This window comes from Vibrio sp. D404a, assembly GCF_030248535.1.
Lineage (GTDB): Bacteria > Pseudomonadota > Gammaproteobacteria > Enterobacterales > Vibrionaceae > Vibrio.
The window spans coordinates 1-16,029 of sequence record NZ_JAHGAJ010000021.1; the positions used below are offsets into that span (position 1 = coordinate 1).

Consider the following 16,029-nt stretch of genomic DNA (forward strand, 5'->3'; position numbering starts at 1 on the left):
CACTTATAGAGAAGCCCTGCTAGAAATAGCAGGGCTTTTTTACGTCTATTAGAAAGCCTAGTCTTACGACTAGGCATTCGTCGTTTCTGGGGTGGAGTATTTTGGACTTTGGCTAACGAGTCTCGGTTGAGTGCAACCCTAGTCCATTATTACTTCGGCTTTTTTACAGTTGAATTCTTATGTTCGTTCTATGGCTGAAAGAGTCCTGTTCGCCTGCGATCCCAGCTATTCCACTACTTATAGAGAAGCCCTACTAGAAATAGCAGGGCTTTTTACATCTATCAGAAATGGTTGTGTTGCTAGATACCAAGATTCGTTCATTTGCGGATCGAATGCCAAAGTACAGCAACCCAACAATCTTTTGATTTATTAGAAACCCTAGTCTGACGACTAGGCTTTAGTCGCTCCTGGAGACAGATGTTTTAGTCTTCGACTAACGAGTTTAGGTCGGTTGCGGTTTCAGCTATTTCGCTACTTATAGGGCAGCGTTGCTAGAAATAGAAGTCGTTTCCATCGTAACGATAGTCAGCGTTTAGATTCGTTTTTAATCCTCGTCATTCCCTAGACTGACGAAGGAAGGAGTAGGGAATCTCGATTCTTTGAGCAGATAGAATGAGAAAGACTGATTCGCTGCACTTCATAGCAAAGTTTCCAGCAGGAGCTTAGTGTTGTAGAACGCAGGCTGAGCTATTGTTGGTTGATCTTGTCGATATAGGCAAAGATATCTTTTACGTCTTTCTCATTTAATACAGAGTTCCAAGCTGGCATACCTTCATTTCCATTTAACACAGTGTCGATAAGCTCTGCTTCACTTTCAAACCAAGAGTTTAATCCATCATAAATGTTTGATGGCTGCTCTGGGAGCGCTTTTCCAGCAATACCATCACCATGGCCGAGATCGCCATGACATGACACACAGAGCGTCTTATAGGCGTTCTCACCAGCTTCTATATCTAAGTTAGCTGCGTATGTATTGAAGCCAATAAAGCTAGTAAGTAATAGGGTGGCGAACTTTGACATGATGACTCTCACTCATTGTGTAATTTGGGAATGAAGTAAGAGTACGATAGGTGGTATGAATATTATCTGAATGAAATGTACAAAAAAGCCGATGCAGAGATGCATCGGCTTTGTGGTGTTGTCATTACGTTTGCTATGCAGACTTCACTAAACCTAAAGCCTTACGTGAAACCTCATGAGCGGCTTTAGTTAGGTTCTGTTTCTCAAGAGCATCAGACAGGTAACCATAATCTGAAACGTTAGAACGAAGCTCTAGCGCTTTTTCAAAGTGCACCTGCGCTTCTGTCCACTTTTGCTCTCTTAGGTAGAACTGAGCCAGAGCACTGTGAGCTTCTGCATTGTTGTCATCTTTCTTCACCGCTTTCTCTAGCATTACAACAACTGGGTGGTGATCCGCTAGGTTAAGCTCTGGAAGCAACGTGTAAAGCTCGTTTGATTCGCTCTTAGTGATGTTCTCTTTAATGACAGTAAATGCCTCAGAGTCAGCCTTACGAGCAATTAACTGCTTAACAAAACAAGAGACAAGGTGCGTGCTTTGCTTTTGCTTGCGAGATAGCTTATTCCAGTGACTGATAAGCCCCTCGCTGCCTTGTTGCTTCGCTACATCGTGTAGAAGGCCACACTGCGCTTTTTGCTCTAGTGCGATCTGTTCTTCTGCAGTGATCATTTTGCTCTTAACCAGCTTAGGTGTCAGTTCGATCAAAGGTTGCCACAACTTGAGTTCAACGTAAGTGGTTTTCAATAGACCTAATACCGCAGTATTGTTTGGGTAGGTGCCTTTTAGATTCGACAGGGTATCGAAGGCCGCTTCAAAGTTTCTCTCACTGATTTGCTGCTTGGCTTTCGTTAGCTCAACCGCCAACTGAGAGTTATTTTGTTGGCTTGCTAGTTCAATGTACTTGTCACGCTCATCTTTGTTGCCTTGCTCGTGCGCTGCCTGAGAAGCAACTAGGTAGCAAAGCAGTGGCATGTCGTGGTGGTTTGCCCAACGAGTTACTTTCTTCTCTGCGCCTTTCCAGTCACCTTCTAGAAGCTTAACAATACCTTCATTGGTGTAGCGGCGAGAGCGTTTTTGCTTACGTACACTGAACCAGTTCCATGTAGTTGAACTTGCGTAGACAAGCTTTTTAAATAGGTACTCTAGACCAAACAGGGCCGCCAAAAGTGCGATTACAAAGATAACCAGAGTGGTCACGCTCATCTCTATGGTTTTATTGGCAATAGAGATCAGAACGTAGCCTTGTTGTCCTGAAAATTGTGTGCCGACAAACAGACCTGCACCTAGGACTAAGAAAAGAAAAATCCAACGAATCATTATTTCTCCTCCTTGCTCGTCATTGTGGTCACTTCACGGCGAAGGCGTTCGCGAATCACATCAGAAAGAGAGCTTTGAGACTCAAGCTTCGCCGGGTATTTCACGGTGATGTTCTGCTCGCTGAGTTGCTGAATCGCTTTTTCAAACTCGATTACTGAGTTGTTATCTTGATTCAGGTAAGCCGTTGACCACTCGTTAGCGGTTTGCAGTGCTGCGGTATAGATATCGCCTTGCTCTTTATAAACTGCACGGATTGCTGTCTCAAGCTTGCCTTTGATGTTCTCTCTTAAGTAGAAGTGCTGCTCTGGAGAAAGTAGTGGAACCACTTCACCATCGCGGCTGCGGAAGGTAATGAAGTTACCTGAGAAGTCTTTCAATGACGTCATCAAGTTGTTCTGCCAGTCATTGATATCACCAGAGACAATTTCTTTTTTCTGCTCAGGTGCTTCAGGCAAGATAGCGTTGGCAAGAGGTAATGAGTCTACTTGTTGTTGTAGGCTGGTTAGGCGCAGTACTAAGCCGTCGCGATCGATCAGTGGGATAGTGCGAAGCTTGGTAATATCGTTCGCCATAGATTGACGCAGATATACAAGGCTTGGATCGTTCAGCGCGGCAATACGTTGGTCCGCACTCTCCATTAATTTGGTTGCGCTAACAGCATCATGTTCTAGGAACAGTTTACGACCAGCAAGTTTTACTAGGTAGTCTGCCTCTGCAAGCAACCAATCATTCGGTCTACGACCTTTTACGTCTGCTACAGCCAGTTGCAGACTCTGAATGCTCTCTTCTTGCTGTGCTTGCACAACTTGAGTCTTTTGAACGGCTTGAGAAGCTTCTTGGATCGTTTGCTGCTTAACTGTTTGCAGGTCTTTGTTTACCGCTGATTGCGTGTTTTCCAACTGAGATTGAAGAGCTGCAATTTGCGCTGAGTATTCAGCATTCTTTTGCTGCATGTGGAAAGTGATACCGCCGCTGAGGATAATAGAGATCGCGATGGCAATTGCACCGAACTTCACGCCGCGCTTGCCTTGTTTCTCTGCCTTCTCGATCAGCTCTTTGTCTGTTGTTGACGTTTGAGGTTGGGTGTTTTGGTCTTCAACTTTAGGGGCTTCTTGGTCTGTCTCTGTCGTTTTCTCTGCCTCTGTGGTGTTCTCAGAGGCCGTCTCATCTTTAACTACCGGCTGAGTTTCTGGACTTTTTTCAGGTTCAATATGCTCGTTATTTTTTTTGCTTGTCATGCTTATTTCCTGTTTCTAGCTAAGGCTGGAGAGCAGCCAGTAATATTGGGTTTGTCGCACTGGTGGTATTCGTAACTGTTGAATATCCCAATTGATGGGCTCGTTCTGCAATGCGTTGGCTTGGGACAAATAGATGCCTTGTGAAAAGCCAAGTCGAATACTCTGCAGGAACATCCGAGGTGAAATACTCAAGTTGTTCCTGACTAGTGATGACAATCTTTGAAATCTTTTGTTCAACCCATTGAGGGTAAGTATTGTGGTGGTTTATTGGAATATATTCTCTACGATAGGTCTCACAATAGGAGACTCGTGCTCCTTGATTGATAAGAGATTCACGTATGAGTTCGCGCCCACCATTTCCACGCAGTATTAGGATAGTTTTATCTTGCACGTTTGTTAGCTCTGGGAGCTTAAGAAGGTGCTCACTATCACTCACTTGTGGGTAGTTTACTTTTTGTTTACAAGCTTTGCTTAAAATGTGTGCGGTTTTTTGACCAACGCCAAGGTATAGGGCGGAACTGGGCCAACTTTGGTCACTTTGTGCAAGAATTCGCTGAGCCGAGGTCACGGCGTGCTGACTAACCGCAATAATAATATCGCTGGTTTGTAACAGATCAGAAAGAGGTTCGGATGGAGAGTTGTCAACGATACGAATCAGTGGATGATGGATCGCAGTGATTCCATCATCCACTAGCTGTTGGCAAAGCGCTTGCCCTTCAAGACCAGGGCGAGTTACCAACACCGTCATGACTAGTCTTGGTCAGCGTAAAGCTTGGTTAGGATCTCGCGAGCGCCATCATCAAGAAGTTGGTTAGCAAGCTTAACACCTAATGCTTCCGCGTCTTTACGTGGACCTTTGATTTCACCGCGTACCATTTTTGAGCCGTCTGGTTCGCCAACAAGTGCACGCAACCAAATGTCATCTCCGTCGAGTAGCGAGTAACTACCGATTGGCACCTGACAACCACCTTCTAGAGTCAGGTTCATTGCACGCTCACACAGTACGCGGTCCGCGGTGTCTTTATGGTTTAGAGGCTCAAGCAGTTTGATAAGACGCTCGTCATCCAGACGACACTCGATACCAACTGCGCCTTGACCTACAGCCGGTAGTGACTGCTCTGGCTCAATGAAGCTACGAATACGCTCTTCTAGCTCTAGGCGTTTTAGGCCTGCCGCTGCAAGAATAATGGCATCGTATTGACCATCGTCTAGTTTACCTAAGCGCGTACCAACGTTGCCGCGCAACTCTTTGATCACGAGGTCTGGACGGTACTCCATAAGCTGACATTGACGACGCAGACTGCATGTACCTACGACAGCACCTTGAGGCAGCTCATCAATGTTGTTGTAGGTATTTGATACGAAAGCGTCACGTGGGTCTTCACGCTCACAAATCGTCACTAGACCTAAGCCTTCTGGGAAGTCGACAGGCACATCTTTCATGGAGTGAACCGCTAGGTCTGCACGACCTTCAAGCATTGCCACTTCAAGCTCTTTTACGAAAAGACCTTTACCACCCACTTTTGCCAGTGGTGTATCGAGAATAATGTCGCCTTTGGTAACCATGGTCACTAGCTCAACCTCTAAACCTGGATGCGCAGCTTGAAGAGCATCCCTTACAAAGTAGGCTTGCCAAAGAGCAAGTGGGCTTTTTCGAGTAGCGATACGGATTGGTGCTGATTGTGTCATGGTGATTCCGATATGAAGTCTGTAATAGTCTAATCCTACCACTCTGCGCTGAAAATTCTTACTGTTTGATCATTGCGAGCTTTGATAGATAAAGGAATTTCATTACTTCACCAAAATAGTGTGATTGGTATCTCATTTGAAACATGGGCTATTATTAGAAATAGTCAATAAAGAGGACACTACCATGCCGTGGATTTAGCGTTTTCCCTAGAAGAACAAAGGTGGCAGCATCGCCAGCTTTGCTTTACCATTAAGGGTAAAAGTGTTAAATTGATCACGTTTTGTTGTTGCTTTCGTTCAGTAACTAAACAGAAGTGCATTTAATCTCAACCAAGGACCTACCTTGCAGGCATACACTCAGACTTTGATTCAGCGATTGGATAATCTAAATCAACAGCGCATTGATCGTGCGTTGGCGTTGATGGATTTGCAGAGTCAGCGTGTATTCCACCTTATCCCCGCACTGCTTCACTACAACCACCCAATGATGCCTGGCTTTTATGACCAACAAGTTCCTTTTGGAATTCGTAGCTTTACGCCTAATGAATTCCAAAAGCAATTTGTCGAAGATACTGAGTTGACGTTGGGCGGCAAACTAGCCGAAACGGATACCCCAGAGATTTTAGGTCTCTACACCATGGGCAGTACGTCGTCGATCGGTCAAAGCACCTCCAGTGACCTCGATATCTGGGTGTGTGTATCACCGGATATGGACGGCAGCGCTCGCGATAGTCTGACCAACAAGTGTCTGTTGATTACTGATTGGGCTCAGACTCTGGGCGTTGAAGCCAACTTCTTCCTAATGGATGAGCAACGCTTCCGATCGAACTACTCAGAAGAGATGACCGGCGACAATTGTGGCTCCTCACAACACCTGCTACTGCTCGATGAGTTCTACCGTTCAGCGGTACGCCTAGCAGGTCAGCGTCTGTTATGGCAGATCATTCCTCCAGAGATGGAAGAGTGTTACGACGAGTATGTGCATGACCTGTGTAGCAAAGGCTACATCGACTGTTCGCAGTGGATTGATTTCGGCAAGCTTAATCGAATCCCAGCAGAAGAGTACTTTGGCTCTAACCTGTGGCAGCTGTATAAGAGTATCGACTCACCGTATAAGTCGGTATTGAAAGCGATTCTTCTTGAAGCTTACTCGTGGGAATACCCGCACACTCAACTTCTGAGTATCGATACTAAGCGTCGTTTCTTCGCTGATGAACCAGACCTGTATGGAATGGACAGCTACTACTTGATGCTAGAGAAGGTGACTCGCTATCTTGAACGTATCAATGATGACACGCGTCTTGATCTGGTTCGCCGCTGTTTCTATCTCAAAACTCATGAGAAGTTATCACGTGAGGCTGGAGTAGGCTCTGTGGCTTGGCGTCGTGAAGCCTTAGCTGAGATGACTCAATCTTGGAATTGGGATCAGGAAACAATCGCTGAGCTGGATAACCGTCGTAATTGGAAAGTCGAGCAGGTTAAAGTGGTGCACCATGCGCTTCTTGATGCCTTGATGCTCAGCTACCGTAATCTGATTCAGTTTGCGCGTCGTAACGACATCACTTCGGCAATCAGTCCGCAAGACATCAGTATTCTCGCTCGTAAGCTATATGCTGCGTTTGAGGTACTACCGGGTAAGGTAACGCTGCTTAACCCTCAGATTTCACCGGATCTGCATGAGCCAGATTTGAGTTTTATCGAGGTAAGACAGGGCCAAACCAACAAAGCGGGTTGGTATCTGTACAAGCAGCCGCTGATTGCGCACCGAATTATTGGTCAGCCATCGCTTGAGCACCATGAGTACTTGAGTAAGTTGGTTGCGTGGTCGTTCTTTAATGGCCTGATCACCGAATCAACACGCTTGCACTCTGTAGTACGCGATGCACACATTGATATCGATAAGTTCTATCAGATGGTGAGCGACCTACGAAATACCTTCTCACTGCGAAAGCGCCGCCCGAGTATGCAAGCACTGGCGAGCCCGTGTGAGATCAGCCAACTGGCGATGTTCATCAACTTTGAAAATGACCCAACCTCTGAATTGAGCGCACGCTCGTTGAAGGTGGATCTGAAAAGCGCAGACATCTTCAGCTTTGGTGAAGAAGGTCAGAGCTTAGTCGGTAGTGTTGACTTGGTTTACCGTAACTCGTGGCATGAAGTACGTACGTTGCACTTCCAAGGTGAGACGGCGATGCTTGATGCATTGAAAACGGTATTGGGCAAGATGCACCAAGATGCGCTTCCTCCAGAGTCAGTAGATGTGTTCTGTTACAGCAAAAACCTGCGCGGTGTGATTCGCAATATGGTTTACCAACTGCTGGCAGAGTGTATCGACCTGCGCTTGAAGCCGATTGAGCAAGAGAAGCGTCGCCGATTTAAAGCAATTCGCTTAGCGAATAAGATGTTTGGTCTGTTCTTCGAGCGTCGTGGCGTATCTGTGCAGATGCTGGAAAACTCGGTCGACTTCTATCGCAGCATCTCAAGTAATAAGCTGAAAGGCTCGCCGCTCTTGATGCTCGACAAAGAGCAGGAGTATCAACTCCCAGACGTTGTCGACGGCTTTGCTAGTGAAGGTTTGATTCAATTCTTCTTTGAAGATACCGATCAGGGCTTCAACATCTATGTATTGGATGAGTCGAATCAGGTTGAGGTTTACCATCAGTACAGTGGTCAGAAAGATGAGATGATTGCGAGTGTGAACTCTTTCTACACCTCAGTGAAAGATGATTCTAAGGTGGCGTCGAAGCTGATTAACTTCAATCTTCCTCAGTATTATCAGATTGTTCATCCTGATGATGGGCAGTCTTACGTGGTGCCTTATCGTAATGACGCCACACTGTCGTCGCGCAGTTCAAAGATCGCTAACGTTTAGCAACAAAAAAGGAGTGACTAAGTCGCTCCTTTTTTACATCGGCTATTCGGGTTATCCATCAAGAGATTAAACCCAATCGATCTCTTCACCCGCGTGTTTTTCACACTCAGCTTTAACCATCTCAAACAGCTCCATGCCAGTCTTTGAGCAGGTCCACTTGTCTTCGATCAGCTTGAAGTGAAAGCCGCCAGATTTAGACGCTAGCCAGATCTCTTTCATTGGCTCTTGGCGGTTAATTATGATTTGACTGCGGTCTTCAAACTCCAGTGTCATCACGTTGCCCGTCACTTCGTAATCAATGTCTGCCTCTGATTCATCGATAGCTTCTTCGATGTTTTGCATCTGTATATCGACCAGCTGATGAAATTCAGTATCGTTCATCCTTTCTATCCTATTGCTTTTCTTGAGTGTGGTGCGATTATAGGGGGCATTGAGTTAATAATCACGATATGCAAAATGAAAAAGTTAATTACCGCTCTGTTTATGTTGTCTGTTATTGGTCTTTCGGGCTGTGGTCAAACTGGTCCGCTCTACTTACCTGATGATGCGCAGCAAAATGAACAACCGCAATAAGTGAATCAACAATGTAGTAGCAATCGTAACGGATAAGGGATAAGAATTTTGGATTACTTCAACTATCAGGATGATGGCCAGCTTTGGGCTGAAAACGTCGCACTTTCACAACTGGCAGAGCAATACGGCACACCACTGTACGTATACTCTCGCGCCACTCTTGAACGCCACTGGAATGCGTTCGACTCTTCTGTCGGTGAGCATCCTCACTTGGTTTGTTATGCCGTAAAAGCGAACTCTAACCTGGGTGTACTGAATACTCTGGCAAGACTGGGCTCTGGCTTCGATATCGTATCTGGTGGTGAACTGGAGCGTGTTGTTGCAGCCGGTGGCGATCCAGCGAAGGTTGTGTTCTCCGGTGTTGGTAAAACCGCAGCAGAGATGAAACGTGCACTTGAGTTGAAGATTAAGTGTTTCAATGTTGAATCAGAGCCTGAGCTAGAGCGATTGAATAAGGTCGCGGGCGAGCTTGGTGTTAAAGCGCCAATTTCATTGCGTATTAACCCAGACGTGGATGCAAACACGCACCCTTACATCTCAACGGGTCTGCGCGACAACAAATTTGGTATCGCCTTTGATCGCGCTCCAGCGGTTTACGCGTTTGCTCAGAAGCTTGAGAACCTAGTGATCCACGGCATAGATTGTCACATCGGCTCACAGCTAACAGACATCGAACCATTCATTGATGCGACGGACCGCTTGCTGGCTCTGATTGACCAACTACGTGCGGATGGTATCAATATCAAACACCTTGATGTTGGTGGCGGCCTAGGTGTGGTTTACCGTGACGAGTTACCACCTCAGCCTTCAGATTACGCGAAGGCCCTACTGGCGCGTCTAGAGAATCATGCTGATCTAGAGCTGATTTTCGAACCTGGAAGAGCGATTGCTGCTAACGCTGGTGTATTATTAACGAAAGTCGAATTCCTAAAGCCTACTGAACATAAGAATTTTGCCATCATCGATGCTGCGATGAATGACTTAATGCGTCCTGCGCTATACCAAGCATGGCAAGACATTGTTCCTGTGACTCCGCGTGAAGGCGAAGCAGTGACGTATGATTTGGTAGGGCCAATCTGTGAAACCGGTGATTTCTTAGGTAAAGATCGTGACCTTGTTCTTGAAGAGGGCGATCTCCTAGCGGTGCGTTCTGCAGGTGCTTATGGCTTCGTGATGTCATCGAACTACAACACTCGCTCTCGTGCAGCAGAAGTGATGGTTGATGGCGATAAAACTCACCTTGTTCGTCAGCGTGAAGAGCTAACGAGCTTGTGGGAACTTGAAAACATTCTTCCGGAGTAAGTTTAAGCGTTATGCACTTCCACTTTTCAAAAATGCATGGTTTGGGCAATGATTTCATGGTCGTGGACTGCATTACTCAAAACATCTTCTTCTCTCCAGACTTGATCCGCCGTTTGGCGGATCGTCATACCGGGATTGGTTTCGACCAACTCTTGGTGGTTGAGGCGCCTTACGACCCTGAGACCGATTTCCACTATCGCATTTTTAATGCCGATGGCAGTGAAGTTGAGCAGTGTGGTAATGGTGCGCGCTGTTTCGCTCGTTTTGTACGAATGAAAGGGCTAACCAACAAGTACAGCATCAACGTGAGTACCAAGAAAGGTAAGATGGTTCTTAAGATTGAAGAGAACGATCAAATCACGGTTAACATGGGCGTGCCTGAGTTCGAACCAAGCAAGATCCCTTTCAAAGCTAAGCAGCCAGAGAAAACCTACATCCTGCGTACTGACGAACACACTCTGTTCTGTGGTGCGGTCAGCATGGGTAATCCTCATGTAGTGACTGTGGTTGACGATGTGGATACCGCTGATGTGGATACCATAGGTCCGCTGCTTGAGTCCCATGAGCGCTTCCCTGAGCGTGTTAACGCCGGTTTCATGCAGGTGGTGACTCGTGATGAAGTTCGCCTGCGTGTTTATGAGCGTGGTGCGGGCGAGACACAAGCGTGTGGCAGTGGCGCCTGTGGTGCGGTTGCCGTGGGTATCACTCAAGGTTTGCTGTCTGACAATGTTAAAGTGCGCCTGCCTGGTGGTGATCTACAAATCAGTTGGCAAGGTCCAGGTAAACCCCTGTTTATGACTGGCCCTGCGACACACGTCTTTGATGGTCAGCTCTCTTGCTGATCACCATGAATAATAAATAAGGATAGGTTTTGTCTTACGTAGAAGCCGATGCGCTAACGGCAGAAGTGGTTGCTGAATATTTGCGTGATAACCCAGACTTCTTCCAAGATAGGAAAGAGCTGGTGGATCGCTTGGCGATTAATAATGTAGAGCAGGGTGCGGTCTCTTTGGTCGAAGTGCAGTTGAAGCGTCAGCGTCAACGCATTGAAGAGCTGGAAGAAGAGATCACTAGCTTAATGTCGCTGGCAGCCAATAATGATAAAACCTTCTATGAGTTTATGGCGCTGCAAGATCAGGTGCTTAAGTGTCGTGATTTCATGCAGGTGATTAAAGCGGTCGAGCAGAAAGCGACGGAGCTTGGCCTGAAAGCCTACGTGCGTATTCTTTCGCAGAGTGGTTTTTACCAGCTCAGTGATGAAGGCTATGCCAAGTTCTCACTCAATCACCTTAATGGCAAAGATGCTTATCTAGGGCGTTTGAGAAAGAGTGACCGCCAAGACCTATTTGGCGAACAACCGGCTCCTGAGCTAGGATCATATGTAGTGCTGCCTCTGGCTAAACAGTCTCCAATTGGCTTGTTGGCTTTCTCAAGTGAAGATGGTGGTCACTTTCAACCCTTTATGGACACCCTTTTCTTACGTCATTTAGCACTGGTTGTTGCTCATATGGCAGAGACTTTACCTTGGCAGATTGATAATGAGCCTAGAGCCCAACACACCTCTTCCCAATAGCCTTCAAAAACCACTTTCTCGTTTCTATGAATATTTAAGAAGCGAGAAAGGTCTGAGCCTACACACTCAACGTAACTACAAGCAGCAACTGGAAACCATGGCGGCCCAGTTGGTGTCTCTTGGTCTTAAAGACTGGCAGCAAGTGGATGCTGCATGGGTGCGTCAATTGGCCAGTAAAGGTATGCGTGAAGGGATTAAGGCGAGCAGCTTGGCGACACGCCTCTCTTCATTGCGCAGCTTCTTCGATTTTCTGGTGCTGCGTGGAGAGATCTCTGCAAACCCAGCCAAGGGTGTGTCGGCACCACGCAAACAGCGTCCACTGCCGAAAAACCTTGATGTGGATGAAGTGGGGCAGTTGCTTGAAGTCGACGAGAGCGATCCTCTATCGATTCGTGACCGAGCCATGATGGAAGTGATGTACGGTGCAGGTCTGCGTTTGGCCGAGCTAGTGGGCATTAACGTGAAGGATATTCAGGGTCGTCAGGGTGAGATTCGTGTTATCGGTAAGGGTGACAAAGAACGCAAGGCGCCTTTCTCTGGCCAAGCCAAAGAGTGTGTTGAGAAGTGGCTCAAGGTGCGCGGTGAATTAGCCGACCCTGGTGAGGCTGCCCTGTTTGTCTCTAAGTTAGGGACGCGTATCTCCCATCGAAGTGTGCAGAAGCGTATAGAAGAGTGGGGTAAGAAGCAGGCGGTAGCCAGTCATATCAGCCCACACAAACTGCGTCACTCCTTTGCGACCCATGTACTGGAATCGAGCCAGAACTTGAGAGCCGTCCAAGAGCTACTTGGGCACGAGAATATCTCGACAACACAGATCTATACCCATTTGGATTTCCAACACTTGGCACAAGCGTACGATCAAGCGCACCCAAGGGCTCGTAAAAGAACGAAAGAATAAGAGGCATTGATGCGACTCTACCGTGGATTAACCCCAATCAAGGCGATGACTTTTGACCTAGATGATACGCTCTATGACAACTGGCCTGTCATCATGAAGGTGGAAGAGGAGATGGCAAAGTGGTTGTTCAGCCAACACCCGATTGCGTCATCTCTGACTCTGGACGAGTGGCATCAAGTCAAGATTCAAGTCGCACAGAGTAATCCGGCTCTTAAGCACGATGTGACTCTCTGGCGTGAAACTCAGATCAAACAGGGCTTGATACAGCTAGGTTATACACAAACCGACGCCAGTGCAGCAGCGAAGGCCGGTATTGAGCACGCACTGTGGTTGAGAAACCAAGTCGATGTTCCTGAAGAAACGCATCGCGTGATGCAAGCTCTGAGTGAGAAGCTGCCTTTGGTGGCGATCACCAATGGTAATGTCGACCCGCATAAAATCGGACTGGGTGAATACTTCCAGCTGATATTAAAAGCAGGACCTGATGGCAGAGCTAAGCCGTACCCAGATATGTTTAATCAAGCACAAGAGCATCTAGGCATAAAAGCTGAACATATCTTGCATGTTGGTGACCACTTAGTGAGTGATGTATATGGCGCTAAAGTCAATGGTTATCAGGCGTGTTGGTTTAATGATAAAAGCGTAAATATCCAACAAGCGTCGAAGGTTCGCGTGTTGCCTGATATCGAAATTTCGCAATTACGAGATCTTATGCGACTAATTTAATCGCCACAGTAAGCTTATGTCGCATTTATTATAGGCTCTTGTTACATTAACTGCCGTTTAGGAAGCTATTGTGGCTTTTTTAATCGGCAGCTGCTTTCATCGTATTAATATCCACCAAAGCCGTTGTCCTCTCTAATACGATTACAACAAGGCTTGGCATGCATACCTATACTTTTCTCGCGAACTCTGAAGAGTCTTTAGAATCTTATCTGCAACAAAAAGAATGGCATGCCAATAAACGGTATCTTATCCAGTTACACTCCACGCTTTCTAGTAAATCAGCTCGTCGCTTAGCCGACATTGCTCTCTCTTACCTCAATGGTGCGACCCTCATTGGTCAAAGTGTTCAGCATATGATCCACAATAACCGTCAGGTGAGCAGTGGCAGTTTGTTGATGATCAGCGAGTTTGAAGAGACGACGTTAACCTCAGCAGTGGTGCCATTCAGCGGTAGAACCGGACTTGATGGGTTGGCGTTGGTCAATGCATTGAACCTAACCGAGAATAGCCAAACCGTTATCAGTATCTGTGATCAGCTAGAGGGGTGTGATTACCCGATCTACACTGGCTTTGATACTCTGCCTTATTCTGTACCTGTAGCGGGCGGACTGTGCCATGAGAATGCCTACGGTCGCTGGGTTATGTATAACGGTCAGGTGTATCAACACGCGTGTGTTGCCGTGGCTCTGCATAATCCGAACCTTACGGTATGGTCTGGTGCTTACTCTGAGTGGAATCCGATTGGCATGAAGCTTAGGGTGACTCGTGCTGAAGGGCATCGCTTATACAGCCTTAATGATCAGCCCGCGATTGAAGTGTTTAAGCACTACCTGGCTGATGGCAAAGAGATCCCATTCAGTCAGTTAATGAGCTTTCCTCTATATCGTGAATCGGGCAGAAAGAAGGGGATCTCAACGCCGCTGCGTATCAATGATGATGGCAGTATCGAGTTTGATAGCCCTTGGCAGGTCGGTGAAGAAGCGCAGTTCTGTTACAACCACCCATCTTTGACCGCTGAAAAAGTGCGTCATGGGGCTGAGGTTCTAGGGATGCACCAGCCCGAATCGGTGATGATCTATAACTGCGTCTCGCGTTTGGAGTTCATCGATAGCAGAACCGAGCTTAAACCTTTTGAGGGCGTTGTTGATGCTTGTGGGGCTTACTGTATGGGCGAGCTGTACCGATCGGATACCCAGCAAGAGATACTGCACCACAGTCTCACATATGTTGCGATGCGTGAGTCCCATGAGCTGACAGAGTACAGCCGTACGGATGCGTATTCTGACTCTATGGTGTCACCACTGTTGAATCTAGTCAGAAACGCAGTTGCAGACCTTGATCATATGAACAGCCAGATGGAGAAGAAGCTACATCAACAGGCTCGTCGCCTTACTGAAAGCTATCGTATGGACTCGCGCACCGGCTTACCGAATCGAATCGTGCTCAAAGAGCAGCTCAATAGTATGAGAAGTTCAGAGCATCTGCTAACGTTGAAGCTGACCAACTTTCACCAAGTGAATGAAAAGTATGGCTACCAAGTCGGTGACCAGCTTCTTCAAGACCTATCTAACCACTTTATCGAGCGTTTACAGAACAACACTAACCAGGGCTCTCTGGAGCGCGTTGAGTTGTTCAGTATCGGGGTTGGTGAGTGGGCAATCATCTTTGATGCCAAGGTGCAGAGTGAGTTGATCAAATACCGTTTTGCGCAATTTGCCGATGATATTGAACACATCAACTTTGAACCCTTTGGTTTGGCTGATGTGGATTATCTCTCCGTCTCTCTATGTGGTGGCTTTGCCAGTCGCTGCGATTTTATGGAGGATAAAGGTGAAGAGATTCTATTAAAAGCCATTGAAGCGCGACGTTATGGTGTGCGTAACAATACTCACATCACCAATGCCAAAGACATTCAGGTGAGTGAAGAAGACCGCAAAGACCAATTGGGCTGGTTGTCTTGCGTGAGCCGTGCCATTTTGAGCCAGAATATCATTACCTATTCACAGCCGATTGTCGCGTCGGGCAGTCATGAAGAAGTCAGCCAAGAGTGTCTGGTTCGTATCATGGATGACGGTGCTATCGTGCCTCCGGGTAAGTTCCTGCCTATCATTGCCGATACGCATTTATACACTCGCCTGAGTCGTCATATGATCAAGAACACCATAGGTCATATGGCAGACAAGCAAGGGGCGTTCTCTATCAACCTGTCGCCTCAAGATCTATTGAGCGATAAAACCTTGATGATTTTAGAGACAGCGATTCAGGGAATGAACGACCCAACTCGGCTTGGTCTAGAAGTGTTGGAGTCGGAGCAGATCAAAGACTATGGCCGCATGATAGAAGTGTGCGACCACTTTAGAGCTCTAGGTGCACGCATCATTGTTGATGACTTTGGCTCGGGTTATTCCAATATCGATGAAATCATCAAACTTGAACCTCAAATCATCAAGCTTGATGGCAGTCTGATCCGAAACATCGATAAAGACCCGAAGCAGCGCAGTATCGCCGCTCAGCTGGTGAAGCTATGCCAGGTCTTTAACGCCCAGACTGTCGCCGAGTTTGTTCATAACCAACAAGTGTGCGAACTGGCGGAAGATATGGGCATTGACTATCTGCAAGGCTATTACTTTGGCGAGCCTAAGCGTTTGTTCTAACATAAAACATGCGGATTAAAGGTGCTCAACACGCAGTGTGATTTGCATACAGATCTCGAGAAATTCGCTGCATATTCTATGATTTATTACGGAATCATCCTTAACTGAGCTCACAGATTTTATAGGACGATAGTAAGTAATACGTGCAAGGCTTATCGATAATCAGCAC

At 46.8% G+C, this 16,029-nt stretch carries 14 protein-coding genes; 8 read left to right on the forward strand and 6 right to left on the reverse strand.

Features of this window, described 5'->3' with window-relative positions; all coding sequences use genetic code 11:
• Nucleotides 1-687: 687 nt before the first annotated feature.
• The 5 genes from KI655_RS13595 to hemC all read right to left on the reverse strand — a co-directional run bounded on the left by KI655_RS13595 (nt 688) and on the right by hemC (nt 5,262).
• Nucleotides 688-1,020, reverse strand: coding sequence for a cytochrome c (locus KI655_RS13595; protein WP_285405927.1), 333 nt, complete (start codon nt 1,018-1,020; stop codon nt 688-690).
• 133 nt (nt 1,021-1,153) lie between these two features.
• On the reverse strand, nt 1,154-2,335 hold the full coding sequence (locus KI655_RS13600) for a heme biosynthesis protein HemY (RefSeq protein WP_285405929.1): 1,182 nt from the start codon (nt 2,333-2,335) through the stop codon (nt 1,154-1,156).
• Entirely contained in the window at nt 2,335-3,573 is a 1,239-nt protein-coding gene (locus KI655_RS13605) for a uroporphyrinogen-III C-methyltransferase (protein WP_285405930.1), read from the reverse strand. Before KI655_RS13605 ends, KI655_RS13600 begins: the two co-directional genes overlap by 1 nt.
• Nucleotides 3,574-3,592: 19 nt before the next feature.
• The gene (locus tag KI655_RS13610) at nt 3,593-4,321 is read right to left on the reverse strand and encodes a uroporphyrinogen-III synthase (protein WP_285405931.1); all 729 of its coding nucleotides are present in this window, start codon (nt 4,319-4,321) and stop codon (nt 3,593-3,595) included.
• A 2-nt stretch (nt 4,322-4,323) separates the two neighbouring features.
• Entirely contained in the window at nt 4,324-5,262 is a 939-nt protein-coding gene (gene hemC, locus KI655_RS13615; RefSeq protein ID WP_285405933.1) for a hydroxymethylbilane synthase, read from the reverse strand.
• 343 nt (nt 5,263-5,605) lie between these two features.
• On the opposite strand from hemC, the gene KI655_RS13620 reads away from it, so the two are divergent.
• Entirely contained in the window at nt 5,606-8,134 is a 2,529-nt protein-coding gene (locus KI655_RS13620) for a class I adenylate cyclase (RefSeq protein ID WP_285405935.1), read from the forward strand.
• Between the two features lie 66 nt (nt 8,135-8,200).
• Here the strand turns inward: KI655_RS13620 and cyaY are convergent, their stop codons facing one another.
• The gene (gene cyaY / locus KI655_RS13625; protein ID WP_239843108.1) at nt 8,201-8,515 is read right to left on the reverse strand and encodes an iron donor protein CyaY; all 315 of its coding nucleotides are present in this window, start codon (nt 8,513-8,515) and stop codon (nt 8,201-8,203) included.
• On the opposite strand from cyaY, the gene KI655_RS13630 reads away from it, so the two are divergent.
• The 7 genes from KI655_RS13630 (at nt 8,495) to KI655_RS13660 (ending at nt 15,860) form a co-directional block, all read left to right on the forward strand.
• Nucleotides 8,495-8,707: a lipoprotein gene (locus KI655_RS13630; RefSeq protein ID WP_285405939.1), complete on the forward strand. Its 213-nt coding sequence runs from the start codon at nt 8,495-8,497 to the stop codon at nt 8,705-8,707. The two genes, cyaY and KI655_RS13630, sit on opposite strands and share 21 nt — an antisense overlap.
• 48 nt (nt 8,708-8,755) lie before the next feature.
• A complete protein-coding gene (gene lysA / locus KI655_RS13635) occupies nt 8,756-10,009 on the forward strand; it encodes a diaminopimelate decarboxylase (RefSeq protein WP_285405940.1) in 1,254 nt (417 codons plus the stop codon).
• A gap of 11 nt (nt 10,010-10,020) precedes the next feature.
• Nucleotides 10,021-10,851, forward strand: a complete 831-nt coding sequence (dapF, locus tag KI655_RS13640) for a diaminopimelate epimerase (RefSeq protein WP_285405941.1) — start codon at nt 10,021-10,023, stop codon at nt 10,849-10,851.
• Between the two features lie 29 nt (nt 10,852-10,880).
• A complete protein-coding gene (locus KI655_RS13645; protein ID WP_285405942.1) occupies nt 10,881-11,582 on the forward strand; it encodes a DUF484 family protein in 702 nt (233 codons plus the stop codon).
• Complete coding sequence (gene xerC, locus KI655_RS13650) at nt 11,548-12,480, forward strand: tyrosine recombinase XerC (protein WP_285405944.1); 933 nt, start codon at nt 11,548-11,550, stop codon at nt 12,478-12,480. Before KI655_RS13645 ends, xerC begins: the two co-directional genes overlap by 35 nt.
• Before the next feature lie 9 nt (nt 12,481-12,489).
• Nucleotides 12,490-13,206, forward strand: coding sequence for a 5-amino-6-(5-phospho-D-ribitylamino)uracil phosphatase YigB (yigB, locus tag KI655_RS13655; RefSeq protein WP_285405946.1), 717 nt, complete (start codon nt 12,490-12,492; stop codon nt 13,204-13,206).
• A gap of 158 nt (nt 13,207-13,364) precedes the next feature.
• On the forward strand, nt 13,365-15,860 hold the full coding sequence (locus tag KI655_RS13660) for an EAL domain-containing protein (protein WP_285405948.1): 2,496 nt from the start codon (nt 13,365-13,367) through the stop codon (nt 15,858-15,860).
• The last annotated feature ends 169 nt before the right edge of the window (nt 15,861-16,029 follow it).

What these genes read in the sequence shown, in the direction of transcription:
- yigB (WP_285405946.1), top strand. Translation starts at nt 12,490, where the DNA reads ATGCGACTCTACCGTGGATTAACCCCAATCAAGGCGATGACTTTTGAC.
- hemC (WP_285405933.1), bottom strand. Translation starts at nt 5,262, where the DNA reads ATGACACAATCAGCACCAATCCGTATCGCTACTCGAAAAAGCCCACTT.
- KI655_RS13605 (WP_285405930.1), bottom strand. Translation starts at nt 3,573, where the DNA reads ATGACAAGCAAAAAAAATAACGAGCATATTGAACCTGAAAAAAGTCCA.
- KI655_RS13600 (WP_285405929.1), bottom strand. Translation starts at nt 2,335, where the DNA reads ATGATTCGTTGGATTTTTCTTTTCTTAGTCCTAGGTGCAGGTCTGTTT.
- KI655_RS13595 (WP_285405927.1), bottom strand. Translation starts at nt 1,020, where the DNA reads ATGTCAAAGTTCGCCACCCTATTACTTACTAGCTTTATTGGCTTCAAT.
- KI655_RS13660 (WP_285405948.1), top strand. Translation starts at nt 13,365, where the DNA reads ATGCATACCTATACTTTTCTCGCGAACTCTGAAGAGTCTTTAGAATCT.
- xerC (WP_285405944.1), top strand. Translation starts at nt 11,548, where the DNA reads ATGAGCCTAGAGCCCAACACACCTCTTCCCAATAGCCTTCAAAAACCA.
- dapF (WP_285405941.1), top strand. Translation starts at nt 10,021, where the DNA reads ATGCACTTCCACTTTTCAAAAATGCATGGTTTGGGCAATGATTTCATG.
- KI655_RS13610 (WP_285405931.1), bottom strand. Translation starts at nt 4,321, where the DNA reads ATGACGGTGTTGGTAACTCGCCCTGGTCTTGAAGGGCAAGCGCTTTGC.
- KI655_RS13630 (WP_285405939.1), top strand. Translation starts at nt 8,495, where the DNA reads ATGAAATTCAGTATCGTTCATCCTTTCTATCCTATTGCTTTTCTTGAG.
- cyaY (WP_239843108.1), bottom strand. Translation starts at nt 8,515, where the DNA reads ATGAACGATACTGAATTTCATCAGCTGGTCGATATACAGATGCAAAAC.